25 protein-coding genes are annotated in these 22,407 nt (G+C 61.5%); 17 read left to right on the forward strand and 8 right to left on the reverse strand.

All coding sequences use genetic code 11. The annotated features are described in order from the left end of the window. Positions 1-105 precede the first annotated feature (105 nt). Both QPK29_RS20660 and QPK29_RS20665 read left to right on the forward strand, forming a co-directional pair. Complete coding sequence (locus tag QPK29_RS20660) at positions 106-324, forward strand: hypothetical protein (RefSeq protein ID WP_371771113.1); 219 nt, start codon at positions 106-108, stop codon at positions 322-324. Next, the gene (locus tag QPK29_RS20665; protein WP_371771114.1) at positions 317-1,162 is read left to right on the forward strand and encodes a nucleotidyl transferase AbiEii/AbiGii toxin family protein; all 846 of its coding nucleotides are present in this window, start codon (positions 317-319) and stop codon (positions 1,160-1,162) included. Before QPK29_RS20660 ends, QPK29_RS20665 begins: the two co-directional genes overlap by 8 nt. Positions 1,163-1,377: 215 nt before the next feature. Here the strand turns inward: QPK29_RS20665 and QPK29_RS20670 are convergent, their stop codons facing one another. Further along, a complete protein-coding gene (locus QPK29_RS20670) occupies positions 1,378-2,055 on the reverse strand; it encodes a hypothetical protein (protein ID WP_400189814.1) in 678 nt (225 codons plus the stop codon). Between the two features lie 11 nt (positions 2,056-2,066). Then, the gene (locus QPK29_RS20675; protein WP_371771116.1) at positions 2,067-3,836 is read right to left on the reverse strand and encodes a competence protein CoiA family protein; all 1,770 of its coding nucleotides are present in this window, start codon (positions 3,834-3,836) and stop codon (positions 2,067-2,069) included. Here QPK29_RS20675 and QPK29_RS20680 point away from each other — a divergent pair. From QPK29_RS20680 to QPK29_RS20700, 5 genes are all read left to right on the forward strand, one after another. Continuing rightward, positions 3,829-4,203: a response regulator gene (locus QPK29_RS20680; protein WP_371771117.1), complete on the forward strand. Its 375-nt coding sequence runs from the start codon at positions 3,829-3,831 to the stop codon at positions 4,201-4,203. The genes QPK29_RS20675 and QPK29_RS20680 overlap by 8 nt on opposite strands. Before the next feature lie 842 nt (positions 4,204-5,045). Further along, positions 5,046-5,168 (forward strand): hypothetical protein, encoded by a 123-nt coding sequence (locus tag QPK29_RS20685; protein ID WP_400189815.1) that lies wholly within the window; start codon positions 5,046-5,048, stop codon positions 5,166-5,168. Between the two features lie 3 nt (positions 5,169-5,171). Next, positions 5,172-5,645: a hypothetical protein gene (locus QPK29_RS20690; protein ID WP_371771119.1), complete on the forward strand. Its 474-nt coding sequence runs from the start codon at positions 5,172-5,174 to the stop codon at positions 5,643-5,645. 82 nt (positions 5,646-5,727) lie between these two features. Further along, complete coding sequence (locus QPK29_RS20695; protein ID WP_371771120.1) at positions 5,728-6,141, forward strand: hypothetical protein; 414 nt, start codon at positions 5,728-5,730, stop codon at positions 6,139-6,141. Positions 6,142-6,235: 94 nt separating this feature from the next. Then, positions 6,236-6,925, forward strand: coding sequence for a YkgJ family cysteine cluster protein (locus QPK29_RS20700; RefSeq protein ID WP_371771121.1), 690 nt, complete (start codon positions 6,236-6,238; stop codon positions 6,923-6,925). Positions 6,926-7,014: 89 nt separating this feature from the next. On the opposite strand, the gene QPK29_RS20705 is transcribed toward QPK29_RS20700, so the two are convergent. From QPK29_RS20705 to QPK29_RS20720, 4 genes are all read right to left on the reverse strand, one after another. After that, a complete protein-coding gene (locus QPK29_RS20705; protein WP_371771122.1) occupies positions 7,015-7,332 on the reverse strand; it encodes a hypothetical protein in 318 nt (105 codons plus the stop codon). A gap of 95 nt (positions 7,333-7,427) precedes the next feature. Beyond that, a complete protein-coding gene (locus tag QPK29_RS20710) occupies positions 7,428-7,874 on the reverse strand; it encodes a DNA ligase LigA-related protein (protein WP_371771123.1) in 447 nt (148 codons plus the stop codon). A gap of 14 nt (positions 7,875-7,888) precedes the next feature. Next, positions 7,889-8,224 (reverse strand): hypothetical protein, encoded by a 336-nt coding sequence (locus QPK29_RS20715; RefSeq protein WP_371771124.1) that lies wholly within the window; start codon positions 8,222-8,224, stop codon positions 7,889-7,891. A gap of 144 nt (positions 8,225-8,368) precedes the next feature. After that, entirely contained in the window at positions 8,369-8,653 is a 285-nt protein-coding gene (locus QPK29_RS20720; RefSeq protein WP_371771125.1) for a hypothetical protein, read from the reverse strand. Between the two features lie 195 nt (positions 8,654-8,848). On the opposite strand from QPK29_RS20720, the gene QPK29_RS20725 reads away from it, so the two are divergent. Continuing rightward, positions 8,849-8,989, forward strand: coding sequence for a hypothetical protein (locus tag QPK29_RS20725; RefSeq protein WP_371771126.1), 141 nt, complete (start codon positions 8,849-8,851; stop codon positions 8,987-8,989). A 69-nt stretch (positions 8,990-9,058) separates the two neighbouring features. On the opposite strand, the gene QPK29_RS20730 is transcribed toward QPK29_RS20725, so the two are convergent. After that, entirely contained in the window at positions 9,059-10,909 is a 1,851-nt protein-coding gene (locus QPK29_RS20730) for a DNA cytosine methyltransferase (protein ID WP_371771127.1), read from the reverse strand. A gap of 393 nt (positions 10,910-11,302) precedes the next feature. Here QPK29_RS20730 and QPK29_RS20735 point away from each other — a divergent pair, with 393 nt between their 5' ends. The 6 genes from QPK29_RS20735 to QPK29_RS20760 all read left to right on the forward strand — a co-directional run bounded on the left by QPK29_RS20735 (position 11,303) and on the right by QPK29_RS20760 (position 16,132). Next, positions 11,303-12,115 (forward strand): hypothetical protein, encoded by an 813-nt coding sequence (locus tag QPK29_RS20735; protein WP_371771128.1) that lies wholly within the window; start codon positions 11,303-11,305, stop codon positions 12,113-12,115. A 143-nt stretch (positions 12,116-12,258) separates the two neighbouring features. Beyond that, complete coding sequence (locus QPK29_RS20740; protein WP_371771129.1) at positions 12,259-12,528, forward strand: hypothetical protein; 270 nt, start codon at positions 12,259-12,261, stop codon at positions 12,526-12,528. Positions 12,529-12,795: 267 nt separating this feature from the next. Continuing rightward, positions 12,796-13,377, forward strand: a complete 582-nt coding sequence (locus QPK29_RS20745) for a hypothetical protein (RefSeq protein WP_371771130.1) — start codon at positions 12,796-12,798, stop codon at positions 13,375-13,377. Continuing rightward, positions 13,374-14,147, forward strand: a complete 774-nt coding sequence (locus tag QPK29_RS20750) for a hypothetical protein (RefSeq protein WP_371771131.1) — start codon at positions 13,374-13,376, stop codon at positions 14,145-14,147. The genes QPK29_RS20745 and QPK29_RS20750 overlap by 4 nt, the downstream gene beginning before the upstream one ends. Before the next feature lie 83 nt (positions 14,148-14,230). Then, positions 14,231-15,592 (forward strand): hypothetical protein, encoded by a 1,362-nt coding sequence (locus tag QPK29_RS20755; protein WP_400189816.1) that lies wholly within the window; start codon positions 14,231-14,233, stop codon positions 15,590-15,592. A 54-nt stretch (positions 15,593-15,646) separates the two neighbouring features. Continuing rightward, entirely contained in the window at positions 15,647-16,132 is a 486-nt protein-coding gene (locus QPK29_RS20760; protein WP_371770896.1) for a hypothetical protein, read from the forward strand. Between the two features lie 25 nt (positions 16,133-16,157). On the opposite strand, the gene QPK29_RS20765 is transcribed toward QPK29_RS20760, so the two are convergent. Continuing rightward, positions 16,158-19,769 (reverse strand): ADP-ribosyltransferase-containing protein, encoded by a 3,612-nt coding sequence (locus QPK29_RS20765; protein WP_371770897.1) that lies wholly within the window; start codon positions 19,767-19,769, stop codon positions 16,158-16,160. Positions 19,770-20,214: 445 nt separating this feature from the next. Between QPK29_RS20765 and QPK29_RS20770 the strand changes: the two genes are divergently transcribed. From QPK29_RS20770 to QPK29_RS20780, 3 genes are all read left to right on the forward strand, one after another. Then, positions 20,215-21,735: a hypothetical protein gene (locus QPK29_RS20770; RefSeq protein WP_371770898.1), complete on the forward strand. Its 1,521-nt coding sequence runs from the start codon at positions 20,215-20,217 to the stop codon at positions 21,733-21,735. 135 nt (positions 21,736-21,870) lie between these two features. Next, positions 21,871-22,062, forward strand: coding sequence for a hypothetical protein (locus QPK29_RS20775; protein ID WP_371770899.1), 192 nt, complete (start codon positions 21,871-21,873; stop codon positions 22,060-22,062). Next, positions 22,062-22,235: a hypothetical protein gene (locus QPK29_RS20780; RefSeq protein WP_371770900.1), complete on the forward strand. Its 174-nt coding sequence runs from the start codon at positions 22,062-22,064 to the stop codon at positions 22,233-22,235. The genes QPK29_RS20775 and QPK29_RS20780 overlap by 1 nt, the downstream gene beginning before the upstream one ends. The last annotated feature ends 172 nt before the right edge of the window (positions 22,236-22,407 follow it).

The raw sequence follows: 22,407 nt of genomic DNA on the forward strand, positions 1-22,407 counted from the left end.
GGTGCAGGTCATGGATGAGGAAGACTGCAGGCTATCCACATTGGCCACGCGTGGTTGCAGTTCCCTGCGGTTGACATTCCTCCCGAGCGCTCCATAATCCTGTTCATGAATACCCCGCCGACCACTCTGAAGATCGGGCAATACCCCCAGCTGGCCCTCATCGCGTGGAGCAGGCATCCGGACGACGAAATCACGGCGGAAGAAGCTTTTGGGCTCTACGAAAGCAACTGGCGCTTTGTCGACCAGGATAGCCTCGAAAGAGGCGAGCGGGACCTAATCGAGGTGCTGACCAAAACCTACGGCAACGGGCTGATGAATGTTTAAGCGCGACCACCACAACCGCATCCAGACTCTGCTGTCGGCCCTCAACACCGATTTCCTCACGCGGAACCAGTGCTACTTTGGCGGAGGAACCGCAATCGTGCTGGCGCTAGACGAATACCGCGAATCGGTCGACATCGATTTCCTGTGCGCGTCCCAGGACGGCTACCGCGAGTTGCGCAACACAATCGACAACGGGTCCCTTGGTGAGATCTTCGCCCGGCCCGTAGAGCTGGCGCGCGACGTGCGTGCGGACCGATACGGCATCCGCACCTTCCTTCGCGTCGACGACGTGCCGGTCAAATTTGAGATCGTCAGCGAAGGACGGATCCAGATCGACGGCGCGGTTGATCCGGTCACGGGCGTGCCCACGCTCGCACGCAGCGACATGTACGCCGAGAAGCTGCTCGCGAATGCCGACCGGTACCGCGACAAGGCCGTCGCCAGCCGCGACATCATCGACCTGGCCATGATGGTCGGGTACTGGGGCCCGGTGCCGGAGGCGGCCTGGGAAAAGGTGCGCAAGGCTTATGGAACCTCCGCCGAGCGCGCCTACCAGGGCGCCATCGAGATGGTCAGCGATCGGACATACCTGAGCCAGTGCCTGGCCAAGATGCACATGGCGCCCGCCTTGGCCGACCAGCTCCCCGCGGTGCTGCGCGGGGAGTCCACGTTCTCGCAAATTGCCCGCCAGGACATCGATCAAGCACCAGCTGGGATCAAGGCAGCGGCAAGCGGTGTACGTGCGATATACAGTCGCGTGCTCAACACGACACCGGCGATGCCAGAGGCTGACGACGAGCAAGATGCAGCGCAACATGAGTCACCGCAGGGGAAATGACATTTCTTAGGGTTGCGCTCAACAGCAGATTATCGTTTCGGATGCAGTCTATCAACACCTATATCTAATCTTGTCAAGTTACCGACCTGTGATGTACTTAGTGGCTGAGAACTATTTCGATCGCCCGCTTTCACCTGCAGATTCCTCAACCACAAAGTATTCCTTATATCCGTCGGAATAGGTTTTTTTTACGCTCTACGCTCGACATATCACAACTATAAAGAGCGCTCCTTTTGGACAAGGCTTTTAAGGTAACCCATTCGCTTCTCTTTCCCGACTGGCGTCTCTATTCGAATAATTCCTACGTCGAGACTGGTACTTTGAACGGGCCAAAACTCGACATATAGGCCCGGCAAAACCCATTTGTAATTGAAGACTTTGTAACGCGCGCCGGCCTCGTTCTGCGCTTCCTGTTCAAAGATATCAGTCGGTTTACCATATTTTTTTACCAAAGCCTCTAAGGCTTGGTCTTTGGAACTGTATCCTGAGGTGTTAACATAAACGTTCTCTAATTTTCCATCGATATAACCGGAGACTATCGAATCGTTATAAAACCAGTTAGGCGTCTCAGCCACAGGAAAATGTATCCGTCGAGCACTGTAATTGCCGAAACGCTCACTATCAACCTCACGTTCGATGCACAGGCTTGGTTGTACGCCTGCATATTTTCCTGCAGCAGTATACTGACACACTGGCAGCGTTGCAGGTTTGCCAATTTCGAGTCCGAATACATTACCTTGTGAATCGGCGCAGGCGAGTCCGACGCATGCACTCAACAGTGTCCCAAGCAAAGATCTCAAATACTTCATAAAAAATTCGCCATTGTTTAAGAATCGTTGATGTTTTAGTGTACAGGTCGCGTTGACGAAATTGCAAGAGGTTTTGCGAGCCACGCCGTCATGGCTTAAACCAGCACAGTCGGCCCCACGCGAAGATAACCTGTCCGAATCAGGTAGTGCGCGATCGCCTCCTTCGTCGCGCCTATCTGACTCGCCCATTCGCAGATCTGTATTGGGGAAAACCCCGTGTTTCTGTGCATCTCGCTGGCCATTTTGAACCAGCGCCCCGCCTCGTTCACGTTGCGCTTCATGGTTTCCGTAAGCACCCAGACCTGCGCCTTGTCTGGCCAGTGGTCTTTCGGCGTCCACTGCAGGCGCGCCGGATCGAAGTTCCGGTCGTTCTTGACTGCGGTCACGTGTTCGAAGCACGTGAGATCGGCCACGGCGATCACGTAGGAGTTCGTCCTGCAGTCGATCAGTGCGCCGGCGGCCGCGAGCTTCATCAGGTAGTCGTCTATCGCGTCGTTCGCTTCCAGATCGCGTCCCGGCGGAACCGAAAACCGATGGCGCATCCAGGCGCGCGCGTAATTCCGAGCGACCCAGCCGTTGCCTTTTGCCGGCTGCTGGTGCACCAGGCCACCGAATAGGGTCGCTTGCCATACCAAAGGGTCCTTCACGCCGAAAGCCGTCGCGCCACGCACGCTTAGCGACAGGATGGGCGGAAGCCGATCGAGGCCAAGCCGGCGCAGCAGGATCTCCCGCTTTTGCTCCTCCGGCCTGGCCTTGAACGCGGCGGCGCGCCGCAGTTCCTCAAGGCGACGGCGGCGCGACGACTCGTCAGCAACGCGCTTGCGCTCAGCCACCTGCGCGCGCCGCGTATCCGCCGCCTCGACCTCCGCCAGAAGGCGCGCGGTCTGCTGCGCATTCCGAGCCGCGTTCTCGGCCCGCTCGGCTTCCTCGCGCGCCGCGTGCGTGCGCGCCCAGGCTTCGGCGTTCTTTGTCGCGGCGTCGAGCAGCCACTGGATCGATTCCCGCAGGTCGCGCTTCGCTTTGGCCACGCCGGGGTGGTAAAGCCACCTGGTGCAGCGCGGATCGTCGAACAGGGCCCGTTCGAGCGCGGCGAACGTGGCGTCCCTGAACTTCGACAGGTCGATCTCGATTGCCGGGATCTGTTCCTGCTCGATCAGCTGCAGCTTGCGCTCGTCAACGAAGTGGGTGACGGCCACCTCCACCAGCACTGCGCCCAGGCCCTCGGCGTCGACGCGGACGTCTGGCCGGATCTGGCCAAGCCTCTCCTCGAGCACGACGCTCTTCAATGGCCGTCTGCCGCTGGCCACCAGCTGCCGCTCTGGCTTATGCATCGTGCCCGTGTCGTCGGCAATCTTGAGCGAAGCAACGAGTTCCGGGAAGGCCAGGACGGCGCGGGATTCGATCAACTGCTTGGCGGCCAGGTGCAGGGCGGTCTCGAAGCCCGTAGCGCAATCGGAGCCCGGCGCGTGCGCGAAGTGCGGCGCTCGCTTGCCGGACATGCAGTGTTTCGCGTAGACCGGCTGCTTGCACCCTGGGCAAACACAGCCGCAATTCTTCCCCAACGGCACAGCTCGCGGCTCGTAGACCCGCTCGTCGGCCACGGAAAGCGCGAATGGGATCGAGTCGCCCGGCGTGTGCATATCCTGTCGTGTGTAAGGGCTGGCGCCCGTCATGGTGACCACGGCATTATCGCAAAGCCGCTTTCTAGCGTCGAGCGTGCCGTCACGCTCGGAAACGGACGTCGCGATTGTGAACTCTTCGCTAGGATATGGGTAACAAAACCAGCGGGATCGCGCGCCAGCTCGGCGGTCCTCACCAGCCATGAACGCGGAGCCGGCCGCCATTCGACGTAGGGTCTTGATCATCGACGACAACGCCGATGCCGCCACCCTGCTCGCGATGTTTATCGGCTTCCACGGACATGACACGGCCGTCGCCCACAGCGGCGCGGAAGGGCTCGCGCTCGCGTCCACCTTCGCGCCCGAGGTCGTGCTCCTCGACCTGGGCATGCCCGAGATGAGCGGCTACGACGTCGCGATCGCGCTGCGCAAGCTGCCGGGGCTCGCGTGCACTTACATCGCCGCACTGACCGGCTGGAACGATGCGCAGACGAGGGCGCGGGTCGTGGCCAGCGGCTTCGACAAGCACTTGGTGAAACCGCCCGACGTGGGCGTCGTTCTGGATCTTATGGACACGTGCGGGCGATCGCACGCGCGTTCGCGCTGCGCTTGATGCTCTCGGTGGAGCGACGAAAAAGCATAGCCCTGATCCTTGCAAGACCCGGTGTTCGATCGGGATAATGAACGGATCAAAAGCTATCCTGAGGCGAAAAATGGAGATTGACGGCGACCACCGACACGTTCTGGCGCGCGAGGTGCCGGAGTCGATCATGAATCGATTGGTCGTATGTGCGTCGGTGCGATGATCTACCTCGAAAAGATCGGGCGCCCCACAGTCGGCATGCGACTCGGGAGCATTGTTGGCATATACTCAAAAGATTGCCTAAAAGCACATTTCCACCGAATTATTGACCCACCTTTTACCAAAGGTTCATGATGCGCCCGCGACGCCACCTATTCACCCTTGCTGCGGCTTTTGCACTTTCGGGAGCCAGTTACGCTGCGCCCGCAGGCGACGCCTACACACTGTACCGGAACAGCGCGCTCGACTCGAAAGGCCGCTTGCACGTCGCTACCTTCGACGCTGTGGACGGCGCCGCGTACAACCGAGAGAACTGTGACCAGGCGCGGAAGCTCTTCCAGGCTCAGCCGGGCGTGAAGACGAAGTTCTGGTGCGAGCCTGGGCGGTTCCAGGCCGCCGCTGGCCCGGATCAGCCGAAGTTGAGCCCGCAGTTCACTACTGGGACCGACGTTGAACGCACATGTAGTCCGTCAGCTGCTGAGATCGCGAAGCCACCTGGCAGTCGCAAGGCGATCGATTATCGATGCGAACACTGACCCACACACGCAATCCGATCACGAAAAAAGCTCAAGATGCGTCTCTCACCGTTTTTCCTTTGGTACCTGTTGTTCTCGACCTGGCCAGGCCAACTGCTGGTATTTTTTTGCAGTGGGATGTGGATCACGCTGGCGATCGCCACCGGTGCCATCGCACATCCCCGCACCTCCATCATGTCCGCCTTCCTCGCTGGCGGCTATGCCGCGTTCAAGCTGGCGCGCCGGCTACGGAATCGGTAAAACATGTGGGACGATTTCAATGCGCCCCGCGACTTCAGGAGCGACGATGCGAAGCTCCTGCAGCTGCCCCAGAGCGCCCAGGGACCCACGTATTTTCGCTGGGCCTCGGCGCCAGATGAGCCCAGCTCGGTCGTGGTCGCGCTCTTTCTGGATTACGGGTCGAATTGGTCGGGAGGCCGCGATGCGTTCGCGCGGCTCGCGGTGCTGGTCGACGGTACGCCTTCCGCACAGAGCATGGACGCATCGGAGCTCGAGCTCTTCGCCAGCAGCCTTCTCGACGAGATCGACCGCCGAAAGCATCTCGCCGTCACCGTCACCCGCGGCGCCACCGAGACCGCGGTGGTGCCGCTTCGTCTCGCGACAGCAATTCCAACCGATCAGCTTAGCCGGCTGGTGACCGCGCTGTTCGAAGCGGCCGACAGCCTGGAGATCTACAGCCGGACCGGGACCATACGCACCCGCAACCCGGATACCTGAAAGAGGTGAGCAGCGCCAGCACCCCGTGTGGTACGCTCCCCAGATCGAAACCCCATTTCGCCATCAAGCCGAGGACGCAAAAGTGCAGGACCTGAACAACACGATTCAAGCCACCTTCGATCCTTCGTTCATTCGAATGGCGATGCAGATGTGGCGCGAAGCTACGGACCTGAAGGTGCCAGTGCACGACGAGTTCAAGGTGCACTTCATGGAGAATCGAGGGCAGATCCTCACCAATTTCGCGAACACGGCAACGGCCTGGTCGATGATGCTGCGTGCGCTGACGCCGACGTCCCCGGCGGACGCAGACGCCTGCGAGGCGTTGCGCGGAGAGATCGAGGAATTCCAGGCTTGGGCCAAGTCCGAGATCGCAAAGCTCGAGCACCTGGCTGTCGAGGAGGCCCTGAGTGCCTGTCTAGATGACGCGCTGCTCAGCCCAGGGCTGCAGAATCTGTTCAAGCCCACGCGGCCGAAGCCTCCAGCGGGGGAAGCATAATCCCTGGCCAGCGCGGCCCCTGGTCCGTACCAGTCGATCGGACGCAGCCCCGAAAAAGCAATCAGACAAATTCAAGGATTTTATGGATCACCTAATGCGCGATGTTTCCAAGGCGTTTGGCGACATTGAGCCCATCGTTCGATCGGCGTTCAACGGTCTAGGCAAGGGGCCGGTAACACCCCAGGTCGTCCGGTTCTACAGTGCGTTCGACAAAATGACTGCACGCTCGCCTACTGTCATCAGCTGCCAGGCGGGCTGCACATATTGCTGTCACTATCACGTGATGGTTTCCGCCACCGAGGTATTCGCGATAACCGAGGCTATCGCCAAACTGCCTGCGGCGACACGAGATGTCGTGATGACGCGTGTGCATGAGACGGCGGCGCGCACCGCGAAGATGGATCGCGCTACCTATATCCACACGAACGTGGAATGCGCAATGCTGATCGGCGGCCGATGCTCTGTCTATGCCTCCCGCCCCATTGCCTGCCGGGGCCATCACTCTGCCGATGTCGCGGCGTGCAAAGAAACCTTCAACGATGTTCACTCGGACGCGCAGGCGCCAAAAGATTATCATCGAGAGGTCACGTTCAGGGCATTCGATAATGCGCAGCTGAGTGCGAACCATAAAGCCGGTGTCGACACCACCAAATACGAGCTTCACGCGGCGCTCGCGGCCGCACTTGACAATCCGACTTCGTTCAAGCGCTGGAAAGCAGGCAAAAGCGCCTTTCCGGGAGTTGCTGATAAAGTAACGCTTGCTGAGATGATGTCGCCCACCTGAGATTGTGCCGGCGGCCGCGCTGCTGGGCCGCCAGCGCACCGCTATCCCCTGGGCGCGGATGCGCCGGGCGCGCGCGGCGGCGCCGGGGTTCAGCAACCCGGCGCGTCGAAGTCGAACGTGTCGTCGACGATGTCGGCTTCTGCGGCCATTTGCTCTTCACGCGCACGGGCGACGTCGCTCGAAGTGGCAAAAAGCGAGCGTGACGCCGGCGCTGCAACCTGTGCTGGAGCAGCTCGTTGCGGCACCGAGCTACCAGGCCGCACCGGGCGTGGGGCCGAGGCGATGGAAACCTTGCCTCCCTTGCCAGCGAAGAACGCTCGGGCTTGCTCGCCCAGCGGGGACATTGGCTTGGCCGGCGCCAGCTCGGCCGTATCGGGGCTGGCCGGGTCGCGGACATTTCCGAACATGTGGATTCTCCTCAAAGTTGATGCGGCGCCGCCCACGGCGCGCTGTGCAGCGAGGAGTGTGATGGATGCGCCGGCACGTGGTTGCACGCGCCAATTCAAAACAGCGCCATCTGGCTTCCCTCGTCTGCCACCTGATCGTCGTCCTGCTCAAGCGGTGTGGCGGCTGTATCGGCATTCGCCTCGAACATGGTCTCGATCGGCCGGATAGGAATTGCGCAGCGCTGCCCCAGTGCCTCGTGTAAGCGAAGGACGTGGTGCGCACGGTCGACCACCCACGGATACTGCGGAAGGTGCATGCCGGTTGCGCCATCCCAGTCGGCGAAATCGGTGTCGTAGAAGTTCACGACCAGATTCGGATGGTTTCGCTGCAGGAGCCTAAGTTCATTGGCCCAGGCCTGCCAGGTCGAGTCGCTGACGATTGGCCGGTCTAGGACATAGTAAAGGTATGAGTGCACGAACATTTGCGTGCGACGCTGAACGATTCGCTCTGCGACTGGTGTTCGAAAGGGCGTGCCCGTCCGAGTCTGTTTGGCCGTCGTCACTATCGCTTCTCGAATTACATGCGTGGGGACGAGAAACCGTCGTCACCCGTGGAGTCCATCGCTACCTCGATTGCAGCTTGGGCATGTAAGCGCGCCAGCGCTTCCTGGGCGGCGGCACGCTGGGCGGCCAGTACGGCGGGATTAGGCGCTACATTGGAGAGGCTCAGATCTTCATGGCCCGCGTTCAAGCATTGTCCAGTCCTGCGATCCCACAGGCCGAACACGCCCGCGTATTTGGTCACCACCTGGTGCGACGACGCTGTCACGAAGGAGTGCTCGAATCCATCATTACTGTAGAGTGGCCTGTCGACATCGATGATCTTCCCGGCATCCGGTTGAGTTGGAAGCATGTACATTTCCTCGTGTTGTGGTGAACCACCGACGGTGGTGCAGTTGACACGGCGCGGGTGCGGCGCGCTGTGCAGCGAGGAGTGTGAGGGATGTGCCGGCACGTGGTTGCAAGCGCCAGTCTGGCACCATCGGCCGAAACCGCGTCACTCGAACGCGGGATAAGAGAGAAATAGAGTGAGGGTCACTACAACCCAGAACACGATGCGGGAGATGACGCCGTAGACGCTGGTGTCCGGATAGGGGCCGCGCGCAGCAGTTGCATACCTCCGATAGCCCCAGAGAGTCGCCGCAGCCGAGGTACCGATCAGCAAACTTGACCAGAAAAGCCTCTGGTCCGATCGCGCCCACGTTTGCACTAAGGCCCACATGACCAAGGCCACAACCAGGATGCCGATAACCTGTCTTCGCGTCCGGAGGCGCTTGATCATGATGCGATCGGACTTGAATACCAGAGGCTGACCCGCACGCCTAGCGCGACTTCAATCGACTTCTGCATACGAGTCACCATATAGCCCAAAAAATGATGTCGTAATTGTAAGCTCAACCACGAGAGCAGGCTATCGGTAGTGCAGCCAGTAGACTGCATCGGCGACCTTCGCTTCTGACGCAGCCAGGATGAGATCGTGCCATCGGAGAAGGGCGTCGACCAAAATGGCGCCCAGACCGAGCGCATCGACAAGTCAAGCAAGCACGAGCAAGACGAGAAAGCGCGGCAGGGAGATCAGCTGGGCGGCTGCCAGATAGCAGGCCTTGGCGAGTTCTGACAGTTGATTTTTCCAGAAGGGGGTGCCGGCCGCGCCATTTGCGCGCTGCCGGCCGCATGCGGTCCGCCGTCAGGCCGCGAGCGCCAGCAGTTGCTCGTGTGCGAAGTTGGCGCGGATGATCGCCTCGGCCTGCACGGGCGTCACGCTGTTCCCGCACATGCGCACCTGCGCCGTCGCCGTCAACGGAATGCGGGGTACGGTGAGCGGGTCAGCGACCTGTTTGCCGTCCTTGAAAAGCAGCGCTGGATCAGGGATCTCGTCGATGATGTACGACTCCGGGAAGCTCTGTGCGCGGAAGAGCTCGCGCGGCCGAAGCATGCGCAGGGTGATGTCGACCAGGACGTAGTCGCCGACCAGCACCAACTCAGCCAGAGTCGGGAAATGCTCGGGCAGGTATTCGTGCAGCAGGCGCGCGCACTCGCGAGCCTTCGCGGCATGTTCCTCCGACAGCGCGGCCGCTGGCACCTTGACCGTCTGCACCAGCCCCATGCGGCCCTTCGTGGGTACAGTGTGCATTGGCTCGGCCAGGCCCTGCCACTGGCCCCCGGTGCTGTAATACTTGACGCAGTAGGCAGTGATGAGGCGCTGGTTGCTACCGGCCGAGGTGATGGTCGAGAGCGGAGCGTCGGCTGGGCGGCCATCGCCCTCGTAAAAGCCGCCGTTGGCCTGCTCGAAGCACGCCGCCACGAGGGTATGCTTTGGCGCCGCCACGATCGTGCCGAGCGGTTTCTCGATGTCCTGCGCGCGCGGGGCCTGATTGGCCCGTTCGCCGTAGCCGATTGTGATCAGATGCGCGCCGACCAGGGCGTGGTGTGTGCCGCCGGCGGCGACGGTCGACAGCGGTGCCTGGATTGAATGCGCGCCCAGGTGCGCTTCGGTCGTGCCGCGCAGCGGGGCGAGGGTAGGGGCGATGACGGAGAAGTGCCCGCCCTTGACCTGGGCGCAGATGGTGCGCAGCGGCGCGTCTGCAGGCATGTTGCGCTGGGAGCTGCCGTTGGCGTGCTCTCCGATGAACGGGGTCAGCACAGGACCGCTGGCTTCCTTATTGCCCGGCCGGACGATGAAGGGCTTGGCCGCGGTCAGCACGTGCTTCCACAGCCCCTTGGCCACGCGCCGGCGCGTGTTCACTGCCAAGTCCTTTTTACGGAAGAAGATGCTCCGCGAAGGCTGGTCGAAGTCGATGCACTCGGCGGCCGAGCGCCAGGGTTTCAGGTTGCCTGCGATGACGTCGGCGCTTTCAGGATCGCCGTGCGTGGCATCTGGCCAGACAATCGGCAAGCCGTCGCGACGCGCGATCAAAAATAGCCGCTTGCGAATCGTTGGCGCTCCGTTGTCGCACGCGCGCAGCTCGCGCCAGTCCACTTCATACCCGTGCGCGCGCAGCTGGCGCACGAAGCTTTCGAACGTGACGCCTTTCTTTTTCGGATCGGGACGGGCCTTGCCTTCCTCATCAACGATGACCGGACCCCATGTTGTGAATTCAACAACATTCTCTAAGGCAAGTACCCTTGGTTTGCAGGTGGCCACCCAGCGCATGCCGACCCAAGCCAGGCCGCGGATTTTCTTCTCGACAGGGGTACCGCCCTTTGCTTTAGAGAAATGTTTGCAGTCTGGACTCAACCATACCAAGGCCACTGGACGGCCCTTCGTGACCTCGCGTGGGTTTACGTCCCACACGCTTTCGCAAAGGTGGAGGGTGTGCGGGTGATTCATCGCGTGCATCGCGATGGCTTCCGGGTCATGGTTGATCGCAATGTCGACCGGCCGACCGAAGGCCTTCTCAAGTCCCGTTGACGTACCCCCGCCGCCTGCAAAATTATCAACTAAAAGTTCCTGGCCGAGGTCGAGGCCGCGGGTGTGCGGATCTCGAACCGACGCCATCGCGCGGTGCAAAACGTTCAGTGGCAGGTCACGCTTCATATTCGTCCTTCCGGCCACGCGGCCGAGTTTGCTCGTTCTCAGTACGGTACCGGTCGGCTTGACGTCTCGCAGTGCAACCACGCCGCGCCACAGCACCGGCTGCAGACATTCCAGATGCACTCAAGGGCCATAAATGCATTTCGCTGCACCTAAACGGCCAAGCAATGCACCGACCACCTACAAATTTCGGAGGCCGATTTTCGTGACGCGTCTTTCCTACCGGCAACCATATTTGTGTTTGATAATGTATCTTATCAAACATAAATCCGCTCTCACAATATTGCGTAATATGATTTACGTGCGTAATAATACGATCAATGGGGCGCGGGAAAAAGCGCGTTGGACGCCGTCAAATTAGCGGCCCCTTTGAAAACACAGTGGAATGGAGCACGTATGTCGAAGCACGCCTGGAATTGGAAGATCACGACCCCGAACGAGCACGTCACGACAGGAGTGGCTTGCGCCGTCGACGTCCGGGAGGCGCTGGCAGCCGCGCTGGGAACGCCGGCTGGCGTCGGACTCACCCTGGCTCACGGGATCGGGGAAGACGATCTGGTGGAGATGCCTGGTGCGTCGGACATTCGGCAGCTCTTCACGGGCAAGGGCTGCGAGATCCTGCTCGAGCGCGCTGATGCAGGCGGAGCGGCCGCGCCCAGCCTCTGGCACTACACAGCGGGGCACAAGCTGCAGCTGATCCGGGAATCCTGTGCGCTGCACCCGAACGGCGCAAAGGTCGCGCCCAATGAGCGCCCCGTCGTGTGGTTCTCCGCCGACGCTGTCTATGAGCCGACCGCCATCAAGCTGCTGCAGATGCCTGGCCAGGCGCGGCTGCGCCGCCCAACTGTCGCCGAGCTGCACGAGCTGGTCGGGGTCTTCCGATTCGCGATCGACCGGGACGACCCTCGTCTCGCGGCCTGGCCAGCCGTTCACCGAAAGGCACGGATCAGCACCACCGGCGTCGCCAACATGATCCGCGCGGGGGTCGAGATCGGCGCCAAGCCGATGAATTGGTTCGGCGCCTTGGAGGAGATCCCACTCGCCGACCTGCGCTTCGAAGCGTGGACCGGCGAGCACTGGGTCGCAGCCCAGATCGACGCCTCGATCGCGCAGATCCGCGAGAGGATGGAACTGGTACGCTCAATCTCGGCAGCGGCCTACGGTCCGGCGGGCATCAAACGCGCATGGCAGGCTGGCGCGAACGCCTGAGGACAATACATATTTGCGTGACGCGTCACAGTGAAGTTACGCGTAAGGTTGACCGGACTGGTACACTTTCGCACCTGATGAAGCGTTCCAGCTAATTCGGTGACCGCTAATGGCGACGGCCAGTTCATCCAAGGAAGAGATTAATGATGGGTACACGGCAATTTGAGAAAAACGACTCTGTAGTGGCCAAAGCTGACGTTCGGCGTGCAGTTGACGACTTTCCGTTGTTCCATAAGGGGGAGCGATATCCGGTCATTGACGTGCCAGACAACCAAACCATCACGGTGCAGGCGAACGGCGCGCAAATCGAATCAATTCGTCTAGACGACAGCTTCAACGAAATGTTTTATGCGGTTCATGGCGACGACCCATCGTGGGAACGAACGGCCGCCGGCTGGATCAAAGCGGCCTAGCGAAAACACGCCTTCGAATTTCGTGCTGCTGGCGAAAGCGAAGCGCCGAACGCGGAAGTATCACGACAGGGCGGCGCGCACATCGGGGGCGAGGGCCGAGGCGGAGCACCCCCGCCGACAGAATGTGGGCAACTTCCGCTCCGCTATTATTGCCAACTCGACAATACATTTTCTAATGTCGAGTTGATGAATCGGCTTTCGAATTCCTGGCGTCGACGAAGGTGGGCACGTATCATCACGACCATCTAACTCCGAGCGTGATTTCGCATGCCTATACCAAATAAACACCTCGAAGAGGTCGTGTTTCTTAGCGAGCTCGAACTGAACTGCTCACTTTTTAACCGTGCGTTCTCAGCCCTGCAAATATCGGCGCGCCACCGAATAAATCTCGACAACGGTATCGACGACGAACAGCCGGGCTCTCCGATACTGATCGTCGAGCAGTGTACGGTTTGCTTATCTGCCCTCGCCGCTATTCGTCGTATCCTGTCCCCCGTTTCGACAAAGCCGCGCACACAGGAGCGGGCAAGTCGATTGCGGGATCTCCTCGATAGCCCATCCCTCCCCCACGTGACAACGGTCGCAGTTCGCAACTCCTGGGAACATCTCGACGAACGACTCGACGCCGTATTGGTAGAACGCGCCACGACCAGTGGACCAGTTGAACAGCTCAGCGTATCGTCGCGTACACCGAACCCAAATTCATTTGTTCTACGCAGATTCGATCCTACGACATTTGCGATCCAGTTCGCTGGAGACGCAATCCCACTTCTTCCGTGTGTCGACGAGATAAAGGAGCTTAAAGCTCGAATTGACAAAGCGTACGAAAAGCTAAACATCGACGAATGAACGAACTGATGGTGGACCACGAGCACGAGGACGACGATCCCAATATCGACGACGAAGACGGCCGTGACGCGCTCGTTGAGACGATTCTAAAGCTGGCTGTCAAGGTCCGTAGCCGGCACGACGTCAGGCTTTTCCTAGGCGACGGCACCGAACCGCTTGACCACCCCGCTTCATTGCGCGGGCATCCACTGTGGCTGCTGGCCGAGTTCCTCTGCGTCCTCATCGTGCTCGACGAAGCTCAGAGCGTCGGAACGCGCGAGGTGTACCGGCTGAGTGGGCGTGTTCCGCTGGCGGTTCCGTTTGTGCGTGACACGCAGCGACGTTTTCTTTGGATCCAGCATTCCATGCGCGGTCGCCAGAGCGGTTTTCTTTGGCGGCCGGACCTAGTGATCACCGAGGACGGGCAACCGCCGTCGGCAGAGAACGTGCTGGAGATCGTCGAGTGTAAGCATCGTCGCAAGCTCGATTCGGCCACCATCCGCTCTGAATTCGCCAAAGGCTTCGACCTCGAAGCTCCCGCGTACCTCATCTGGTCTTACTTCGAAGTGAGCCAGCGGGTGCGCGACGGCGCTGATGGCCTGGGTCTTCGGCTTCGCACTATAGGCCTCGCCGGTCCTGAGCGCGCCAGGCTTCGCAACCCTGACGAATTGGCCAGCCGAATCGCCACGGCCATGCGCGAAACGCGCGAAGCTACGCCACTGGCCGCCGCTCTGGTGCGAGGAGCGTCGACCGCTGCCGACAAGGCAGACCGCGAGCGACGCCAGCGCTGATCACCACTCCCTGCAACCACGTCCCAAGCATCTTCGTAGACTCCAACATCTGCCCGAACCGGGTATATCGAAACGAGGATGCGATGAATATGTTTGGCGTACCCGCATACGGCGCGCAGCTCGCCCAGCTGCTTGCCGAAGTAATGAAACTGGATGGGCACCTCCAGGCCCCGCCCAAGGACCTTCGGGATCTGATCGTGGCCGCCCGAGGCGTCATCGCCGCCGGCGCTCGAGTCAACCACCCTGTCGTACTCGACGCGGCCCTGACGGACGGACATGCCCAACGCCTTTGGATCGTCACGGACGACGCCGGCGTGGACGTGATGATGTGCCCGCAGAAGCCCGACGCTACCGAGATCGAGAACCTCGAGGCCAAGATCGGCCGCAAGGTAGAAGTCGAGGAATTTTTTCTGACGCCGAGCAAGCTCGCGAAGCTGGTCGACCGCGGCCTCATGACGCCCCTGCCCGACCAAACCCCAAACGACCCGCGCCAGAAAGTCTACAGCGCCGACGAGGTGCGCCAGGCGCAGGCCGAAGCAGTGGCCCTGGACCGTAGCGTGCATCCCCGCATCACGGATGCCCCGACCCCGGTTCTTGTGGTCGAGATAGATGGCGGCACCATCCTGAAGACGAGCGGGACGCAGGCCGCCCACGTCATCTTCATCGACACCGACACCGACGGTAGTGACGACGACCAGGTGGTACATGTGCTCGGCGAAGACCATCACGTCATCCAGCAGCAGGCCGAAGTCAGCCCGGCCAGCGCCACTCTGGTCGACCACGTCTTGGAGGCAGTTACTGCCGCTGCCGAGGCTGCAGAAGCCGCGTTGCCACTGCCGCGCTACGTGGTTGGCCCGAACTGGACGCAGTTCCTCCCCGACATGGACGAGGAGCAGACGATGCGCTTCGTGTTCGACACCCAGACGCGCGAAATACTGGCGATGCAGCTTGAGACGGACAGCGGGCACGTGCGGGCCCCGCTGGCGGCGACCGCCCACGTCCTCGAAGGGCTGTTCGACTGCCACGAAGCGCTTGCGAATCCGGATTCCTACGGTCTCAAGTATGTCGACGAAATCCCGGCGTGGGCGCAACCAGCTGCGACGCTAACGCTGCCCGCGCCGGTCTACATCGCCCTGCAGAACTACGACGTCCCGCCCCACTATTCCACGAAGGCAGTGCAGGACCACGCGATCGAGTACTTGCAGGTCGACCGGCTCGCGGCCGGCCGCGAGTTCCAGCACCCGCCGTCGATCGACGATCTGCCAAACCTCCCTGCCCCCGATTTCCCTGGAATGCCCGAGCACGGTGTCGACCCCCACTTTTCGAAGGCCCAGCTATTCGCTTACCGCGAGCTCGCGGCCGAGGTGGAGCGTGACGACTACGCACACGCGCTGATGGACGCTGCGGAAGAGGAAGAAGAGAAAGCCGAAGCCCCTCGCGGATGATAGTGAAGACGGCCGGCGCCATCTCGCGCCGGCATTTGCCCGGATGATGACTACATGAACTTCGATCCAGTCAGTACCAAGCCCCCCAGCACCAGCGAGCGTCCCGCGGATCGCGCCGCAATCGCCGCCATCCTTGCCGACACCCAAGACGACCCTATGTGCAACAAGGCGGTGCGCATCGCGCACGAGGTCCTACGCCAGGTGCCCGGCGCCGCATTCGACGGAGAGCCCTTCATGCTCACTGGCCTGGCGCGCGTCGGCGACAAGGAATATGTCGCGTGCACCTGCTTTTACCACACGGTGCTCGTGCTGGAGGACGTCGCGTTCGTGTACACGACGGAGAAAGGCGGCATGGTGCCGTGGATGGACCACCCCAGGGTCTGCTTGCCACGCATGGACTACTTCGATTGCCGTGTGGTGCTCGACCCCACCGTACACCCAACCCTTCTGCCCTACGTCAAGGACCTGATTCAGGAGCACCAGGATGCACCTGCCGAGCTGGCCGCCGAGGACGCCCCTTCGACGGCGCCCGGCATGTAGCCGCGGCCGGCATGGCGCCAGTCCTCTACATCGAAGGCGCTGGCGCTTCGCCCCCGCCTTCGCCCTCCTCTTCTCCTTGATGGGCTTGACCGGCCCGATAACCGAATTTGTGAAGCAGTCGCGCGGCGTAGGAATCCAGCACCGCCGCTTCGGCGCCAGTCGCAAAGCGCTCGGTCAACGTCTTGGCCGCCGCCAGATCTGCGTCCTTCGGAATCAAGATCCCGCGCGCGCTGAGCACATTCGATCCTTCGCTGTAGTACTCGCCCTGCAGGACGTAGTTGGTCTCGCTCGGCCCAAAGTCCGCCAGGTACGCGTGCGCGTCCTTCCGCCCCACGGCGGTGTCATACGTCTTGAGGGCGATCGCCGTGCTGCGCTCGATCGCTGCCCATCCAGCGGCCACAAGCTGGGCCACGATGGCGGCGCGGAGCGCCTGGTCGGTTTCATTGGAAGCGCTAGTCTGGCCTGGCATGTGAGATCCTTCAACGGTCAAGTGGTTCGAAATGGCTGTGCCAGCATTTTCCGGCCATCGGCCCAGCGTGGTTGCAGCGATCGTTAGCCGGGCCGCGGGCTGGGACGCCGGGGCGTCAAGATCGTCATCATCCGCCGCCCGGTCGACTGCAGGACGAAGGGCCAGGACGCGCAAGCTCGCGAGGATGTTCGGGTCGCGCGGATCAAAGCCGCCACGGTTGCCGATGGCGCTTTTGATCTGGGCCGGCTCGAACACGGCAAGGTTTTTGACCCCGTCTTCCTTCACGTACACACCATCGAAACCAAGCTTTTTGATCGTCGCGATAAATGTTCGGTCTTCGAGCCTTTGCCACTTCCCCTGCTTGATCTGACTGATTGCCAAGCTCCCGAGACTAGCTCGGGCCGCGACATACTGGACGTGCTTTTTGTTTTCATAATCAAAGGGGTTGGAAGCCGCAACGTACACGAGCATGATCGACGCGCCCTCTGGAATATCGCCGCTTTCGCCCGCCAAAAATCGCGCCACCCAGTCGGGGGACCGGCTAACAAAGTGCATTCCCCGAGCGTTCTCTTTGAAAGCGTCGAAATCATTGAGTGTGCCGTGATAGAACAGCTCCGGAAGCCCTCGTTCGTCCACGGCCTTGCTGGCATCGAACCACCGTTTGAACGCCGGGCTTTCTTCTTGGGCACACGATCGCGACAGCATCGATTCAGCGGTAGCGTGGACGTCCGAGAAGTCGGCTGGGTCGCGCTGCATCGCGTCCGCCAGATGGTGCGACGCCGCCAGCGCCGCGTCCAACCAGGAGGGCGCCAGACGCTGGCTCTTCGCGCCGAAAAGACTGGTCCGGATCCATCCAACGAAGCGCTGCCATAAGGTCTTACCGTTATATTGGCGGCTTGCGAGATAGGCCTGCAGCACAGGGTCCGTCATCGCACGCACGAAGAACTCGTCCGGGCTGCGGCGCGCCTCGCGCACAGACAGCTCAAGCTCGGAATTTTCCAGCGGCTCCCCGGTCGCCGCATTGCAGAACTCGCGCCACAGTCGATGGAACCGGTCGATCGCGGCGGCGGCCGCTGACCGTTTACCCTCGCGCGCGGCCTCGAGCGCCAGCGACTTGTACCGGGCCGCGACGCCGACGTGCAGCGATTCGTGCAGCAGCGTCTCGTACGCCAGCCCGGTGCGTCCCTCGGCCGTGTAGAGGCGAATGTCAACATGTGGCGCCAGGTGCACAGCGCCGTTCATGGGCGTGAGGCTGGTGTCGTCGATGGTAAGGCGCACCGATCCGTCGCGTGGCAGCAGCCGCTCCACCTTCGCGGCCAGCGTACGCAGGTCGTGCGGGCCGGCCAGTGCGACCTCCTGCAGCGCGCGTCGCAGAAGGAGCAGGCCATTCTCACCAGTCTCACCGCTGACACGACCATCGCGCAAGATGCGCTCGATGTGAGGCGCGACTCGCCTGCCGGCGGCGGCCAGATCGATAGGGCGTGCGCGTCCCAGCGGCACGCCAGCGCCCGCCGGGACCGCGCGCGCCGCAGCGCGGGCAGCTGCCGACATCGCTTGGGAGCGCTGCGGATTGAACCGCGAGAACAGCGGCATCCCCTCCTCTACGCTCGAACGCAAACCGGGCGTGATGTCGAACCCTGGCTGCTGGATTCCTTCAGGAGCGCCGTCGTTATAGATGGCCGCGCCCTCGCCGTCGATCCCGACCACTTCAGGCTCTCCGCCGTAGCCGAGCTCGACCAGTCCGACTCTGCCGCCATCTAGCTTCTTGAGCACCTCGTTGATGGTCTGCGGCACGATGCGATCGTAGAACACTCGCATGCCCTGCCCGCCAACCTTGAGACTCTCCCCCGTGAGAACATAGGCTTTATCGCTGCTGTCTGTGTAGCCGGGCCCCGGTGACTGCATGAGTCGGGCTGCCGCTTCGTACCCAATAACGTCTGCGAGATCGCTGGCGCGGGCGTCCACCTTCGACAGCACCTGGTTACCCGAGTCGTCGTATGCCGTCAGTAAGCCGGTTCCCTCCTTCGGGCCTTCCGTACGCTGGCGGTACTCGACCGACTCGACGGCTTTGGACAGGCCATAGCGCTGCGCCGATTGCTCGCCTGTGATGAAGGCAACGCGGTCATAGCCGTGCTCGACCCCATACTGGATGATCCGCTTGATGCTCAGCGACAGCCAGGCCTTCGTATCGGTCACGAAAGGTGCGGCAGGAATGCTGCGCATGCGCGACACCACCTGCTCGGCCCGCTCTTTCGTATCCTGCTGGTCGATGACCTGCCCGCGCTGATTTTTGATGTTCCACCACTCGCCGGCCTGCTCAATGCTGTTGGTGCCGAAACCGTGCTTCAGGCCGTCCTGCGCCCAGTCGGACTGCAGCTCCTCAATAAACAGCACGCGCCTGCCGGCAGCGTCGACGCGCTCATTGAAACGAATATGGGCAAGGATGTTCGGTTCGTCCCAGTGGTTAGACGTGTAAAGCGAATGGCCGGCCTTACCTGGGTCGTTCACGCGACGAAAGGCTGCGATGTCCTCCGGCGTGGGTTTGGCCAGACGCCCGCTGCCATCACGCTTCGCCTGCAGCTGGGCCGCCGGCATCGGCAACGTCAACAACAGCTCGCGATAGTTGGACCCGCCCGGCAAGCTGTGCTGCTTGTACTTGGTGCCGTCTCCGTACATGGTTGCCGCAGCCTCGCGATGATCCTGGGTCGACTCCAGGTCGGCCACGACCAAAGCCCGCTGATTGGGATCGTCGAAATCAAAATCCTCCCCGAGATATTGGGGGCCATGCTCCTCGATTGCGGCGGCGCGCAGCTGGGACTCGCTCATAGTGGCAAAGCCTGTCTTCCGCGGCGGGATGCCCTTCACTACCTCGGCAACCCGCACGCCGTTGTCGCGCACGAAGCTGATGATGTCGGAGACGTGCACACTCGACTGCCGCGTCTTCAGCCAATCGTCGAGGCCGGACCAATGGAGCTCACTGAGCTTGAACCATCCGTCGCGCTGACGCGCGGCGATCCAGGTAAGGGCCTGGTCAGGTCGGATATTACCGTCGGCGCCAGCCACCTTCCTGATGTGCCGAATCGTGCGCGCGAGCGCCGAATAGAAGCCGTGTGCCGGGTTGTAACCGGCTGCATCGCGATCGTCGGGAATTCGGGACAGGCTAGACACGGAAGATCCTTCAACAACGGAGGTGGGCAGGAAAAGTAGGGTTCGATTGTGCCGAGCCCGCTGCGACGTGGTTGCAGTGCAGGGCCCTGACGTTGGAGCGAGCCCGACTGGGCCGTACACAATCCGGTTTCGGTCCTGCCGATGGCGTCGATTAACGGACGGTCCGTGAAATGTAGGTGTGGTTGTGCGCCGTGCTTACATGGGTGCACCTCCAGCCCCTGCGACACGCTAGATCACGACGAGCTTGATTTTTTTCACAGGCCGTGATCTACTCCCATCGCTTGTTGAGCTGCCGCTGAAGGGCTATGCCCTGCGCCTCACAAATTAGTTTCAAGTCACGCTCCAGTTTGAACGTCACTTTTTTCGAAATTCACGCAAGACATTCAGCGATCTGACCCTGCGGCATGTTGCCGTCGGTGTGAACTCATCACGAAAAAAGGACACCATGAAAGCGTTCGCGCACCTCCCTGTGACCGCACAGGACAAGCCCATTCTCGAAGATATTGCCAAGCTCTGCTGCGCGCGCATGCGCAAGGCTGCCGGACTCGGTAAGGACTTCGCACCATTCCATCGCAACCAACTGGACTTCGTTGCCCGCGGCATTGGCCGTTCCTCCGCCGGCGCACTCTTCGCCTCGGCGCCCCCGACCATCCCTTCGATCGAGGGCATGTTCACGCGCGAGGACGTCCGCAATCTGTTCAAGCAAGCACTCGAACAGGGTGTGACCGCTCTCGCGCCGCGCGAGATGGAAAAGCTGACCAGCAAACAGCTGAAGCAAATCCTCGACGCCTTGCCTGCCATTGTTCAAAGCGCTGACGAGAAATTGAAAGCCCTGGCCGTCGATCGCATCACCTTCGAGCGCGCGGTCCTCGACCCGCTGCTCGCAAAGCACGTTCCGCCGTTCGAATACACGATCCTTCGCGATCGCACCAAGGTTTTCGTGATGGAGAGGGCGCGTGAGCAAATGCGGCCTCGCGCAGCCTCCAACAGCGTCGATGAGCTGCAGACTCTCGCCAGCGAAGAAATCCTTGCTGTTGTTCGTGCCAGCTTCTACCCGTTGGTTGACGTGGTAACTGGCATGAATTTCCCGCTCACCCACAAGACTATCGTCTTCGCTGACGAGGAAGGCAATCTGGTCGGCGCCGGCTTCCAACACCCGGACCACGACGGCGTAGTACCTGTTTGCTGCGAGTCCGTTGAGCGTTTCGCTGCAGTCTGGGCGGCGCTGTCGCTGCCGGGCCAGGCGCATATGAGCAGCGTCTCTTCGGATATCGCAGACAACCCGAACTACGCCCAACCGTTCCGCACTGGCTTCTCGCACCACGAACGCGAGGATGGCCCGGCCGCGTACTTTGCGCAGGTCGAGCCAAAGCAAGCGATCGAATACTTGAAGGCTTTGGAAAAGGCATACGAGCCCGCACGTATCAAGTGCACTGAGAACGCAATCCGAACACTGCGCGGCGCGACTCTCAGCTGGGATGACATTTACACGCCTCGTAAAGGAACGCGCCGCCGCTGGGGGCTGCGCAGCGTTGCCCCAGCGGCAGGCGCCACGTTCATCATGAGCGCTTCCGGTACGCTTGCGAGTGGCATCCAAGGCGACTCGCAGTGGTACCTGAGGCAGGACGTCTGGATCGACGAAGGGGACGTGCCGGAGCTGGGCGTTCCGTTGGCTTACCCGGTCGCCCCGGAGCCTTACGACAACGAGGCAACGAAGATCATCCCGGTGTCGGCCAGAACGTTTTACCACAGGGCGCGTGCTCACGTTGACAGGATGCCGGAGCCAAAGAAGTCATCCGCCTCGGTCCGCGCAGCGCTGAAGCGGATTAAAGACCAGGACAATCGACTTCGGGAGATCCAGGCCGCGATCGAGAAAGATGCCGAGGCGCGTCGGAACGCAGTTAGCCCGAGCTTGACGCGGTTCGGCTTTGCGGGCGCCGTCTGCCCGGTGCCCGTCGACGGCTGAACCGAGAATCGACGCCGCCTCCCTGGTTAGCGTCTCCCCATGTTCTGCCCTGGTCCACACCAGGGCTTTTTTTTTGTAACCGCGTCATAGTTCTGGCGTATCGTGGGTCACTTTGCTGACCAACTTCTATACCAGATGAGCCGCTCTAACTATCACAACCGCGACCACATCGTCACGAGCGAGGCGTCGCTGCGCGACATCATGACCGTTCCGCCGGCCTCGGCGGAAGCATATGCGGCACAGCGCCAGCGCCAGATGCAGACCCGCCTGCGGCTCGAAGAACTGCGGGACGAACGCGAGCTCGCGGCAGACAGGGGCTGGCACTGATGAACGGGATCGCGATGACACCCTGCGCCGAGTACGCCGAGGACGTGCTCAAGACCCACGACCTGGCCGAGATCGACGCTGTGGAGGTGCACGGTGTTCGCGCAGCCCGCGTGGCCGGAGACGAGCCGGTGATCGACAACGATGCGCCCGATCGCTTCTCGACCTATTTCTGAAAAACGTCGGGCGAGTCGGTACGCTGCTAAGACCTCACGGAGGACTGGGCCGCGCAGGAGTACGCCGCCACACTCTCGGATCAGCATAACCTGCCGGTGGTCGATCATGCCCTAGGCGCTATCCTTGGCCGCGATCCCGTCGAATCGACCGACCATATGAGCCGCAGGCCTG

Source organism: Massilia orientalis (assembly GCF_030411975.2).
GTDB lineage: Bacteria > Pseudomonadota > Gammaproteobacteria > Burkholderiales > Burkholderiaceae_D > Telluria > Telluria orientalis.

Coding starts and splice junctions, on each gene's coding strand:
- QPK29_RS20660 (WP_371771113.1), top strand. CDS start 106: ATGAATACCCCGCCGACCACTCTGAAGATCGGGCAATACCCCCAGCTG.
- QPK29_RS20665 (WP_371771114.1), top strand. CDS start 317: ATGTTTAAGCGCGACCACCACAACCGCATCCAGACTCTGCTGTCGGCC.
- QPK29_RS20675 (WP_371771116.1), bottom strand. CDS start 3,836: ATGATCAAGACCCTACGTCGAATGGCGGCCGGCTCCGCGTTCATGGCT.
- QPK29_RS20685 (WP_400189815.1), top strand. CDS start 5,046: ATGTGGATCACGCTGGCGATCGCCACCGGTGCCATCGCACATCCCCGC.
- QPK29_RS20690 (WP_371771119.1), top strand. CDS start 5,172: ATGTGGGACGATTTCAATGCGCCCCGCGACTTCAGGAGCGACGATGCG.
- QPK29_RS20700 (WP_371771121.1), top strand. CDS start 6,236: ATGCGCGATGTTTCCAAGGCGTTTGGCGACATTGAGCCCATCGTTCGA.
- QPK29_RS20705 (WP_371771122.1), bottom strand. CDS start 7,332: ATGTTCGGAAATGTCCGCGACCCGGCCAGCCCCGATACGGCCGAGCTG.
- QPK29_RS20715 (WP_371771124.1), bottom strand. CDS start 8,224: ATGCTTCCAACTCAACCGGATGCCGGGAAGATCATCGATGTCGACAGG.
- QPK29_RS20720 (WP_371771125.1), bottom strand. CDS start 8,653: ATGATCAAGCGCCTCCGGACGCGAAGACAGGTTATCGGCATCCTGGTT.
- QPK29_RS20730 (WP_371771127.1), bottom strand. CDS start 10,909: ATGAAGCGTGACCTGCCACTGAACGTTTTGCACCGCGCGATGGCGTCG.
- QPK29_RS20735 (WP_371771128.1), top strand. CDS start 11,303: ATGTCGAAGCACGCCTGGAATTGGAAGATCACGACCCCGAACGAGCAC.
- QPK29_RS20740 (WP_371771129.1), top strand. CDS start 12,259: ATGATGGGTACACGGCAATTTGAGAAAAACGACTCTGTAGTGGCCAAA.
- QPK29_RS20745 (WP_371771130.1), top strand. CDS start 12,796: ATGCCTATACCAAATAAACACCTCGAAGAGGTCGTGTTTCTTAGCGAG.
- QPK29_RS20750 (WP_371771131.1), top strand. CDS start 13,374: ATGAACGAACTGATGGTGGACCACGAGCACGAGGACGACGATCCCAAT.
- QPK29_RS20755 (WP_400189816.1), top strand. CDS start 14,231: ATGAATATGTTTGGCGTACCCGCATACGGCGCGCAGCTCGCCCAGCTG.
- QPK29_RS20760 (WP_371770896.1), top strand. CDS start 15,647: ATGAACTTCGATCCAGTCAGTACCAAGCCCCCCAGCACCAGCGAGCGT.
- QPK29_RS20770 (WP_371770898.1), top strand. CDS start 20,215: ATGAAAGCGTTCGCGCACCTCCCTGTGACCGCACAGGACAAGCCCATT.
- QPK29_RS20775 (WP_371770899.1), top strand. CDS start 21,871: ATGAGCCGCTCTAACTATCACAACCGCGACCACATCGTCACGAGCGAG.
- QPK29_RS20780 (WP_371770900.1), top strand. CDS start 22,062: ATGAACGGGATCGCGATGACACCCTGCGCCGAGTACGCCGAGGACGTG.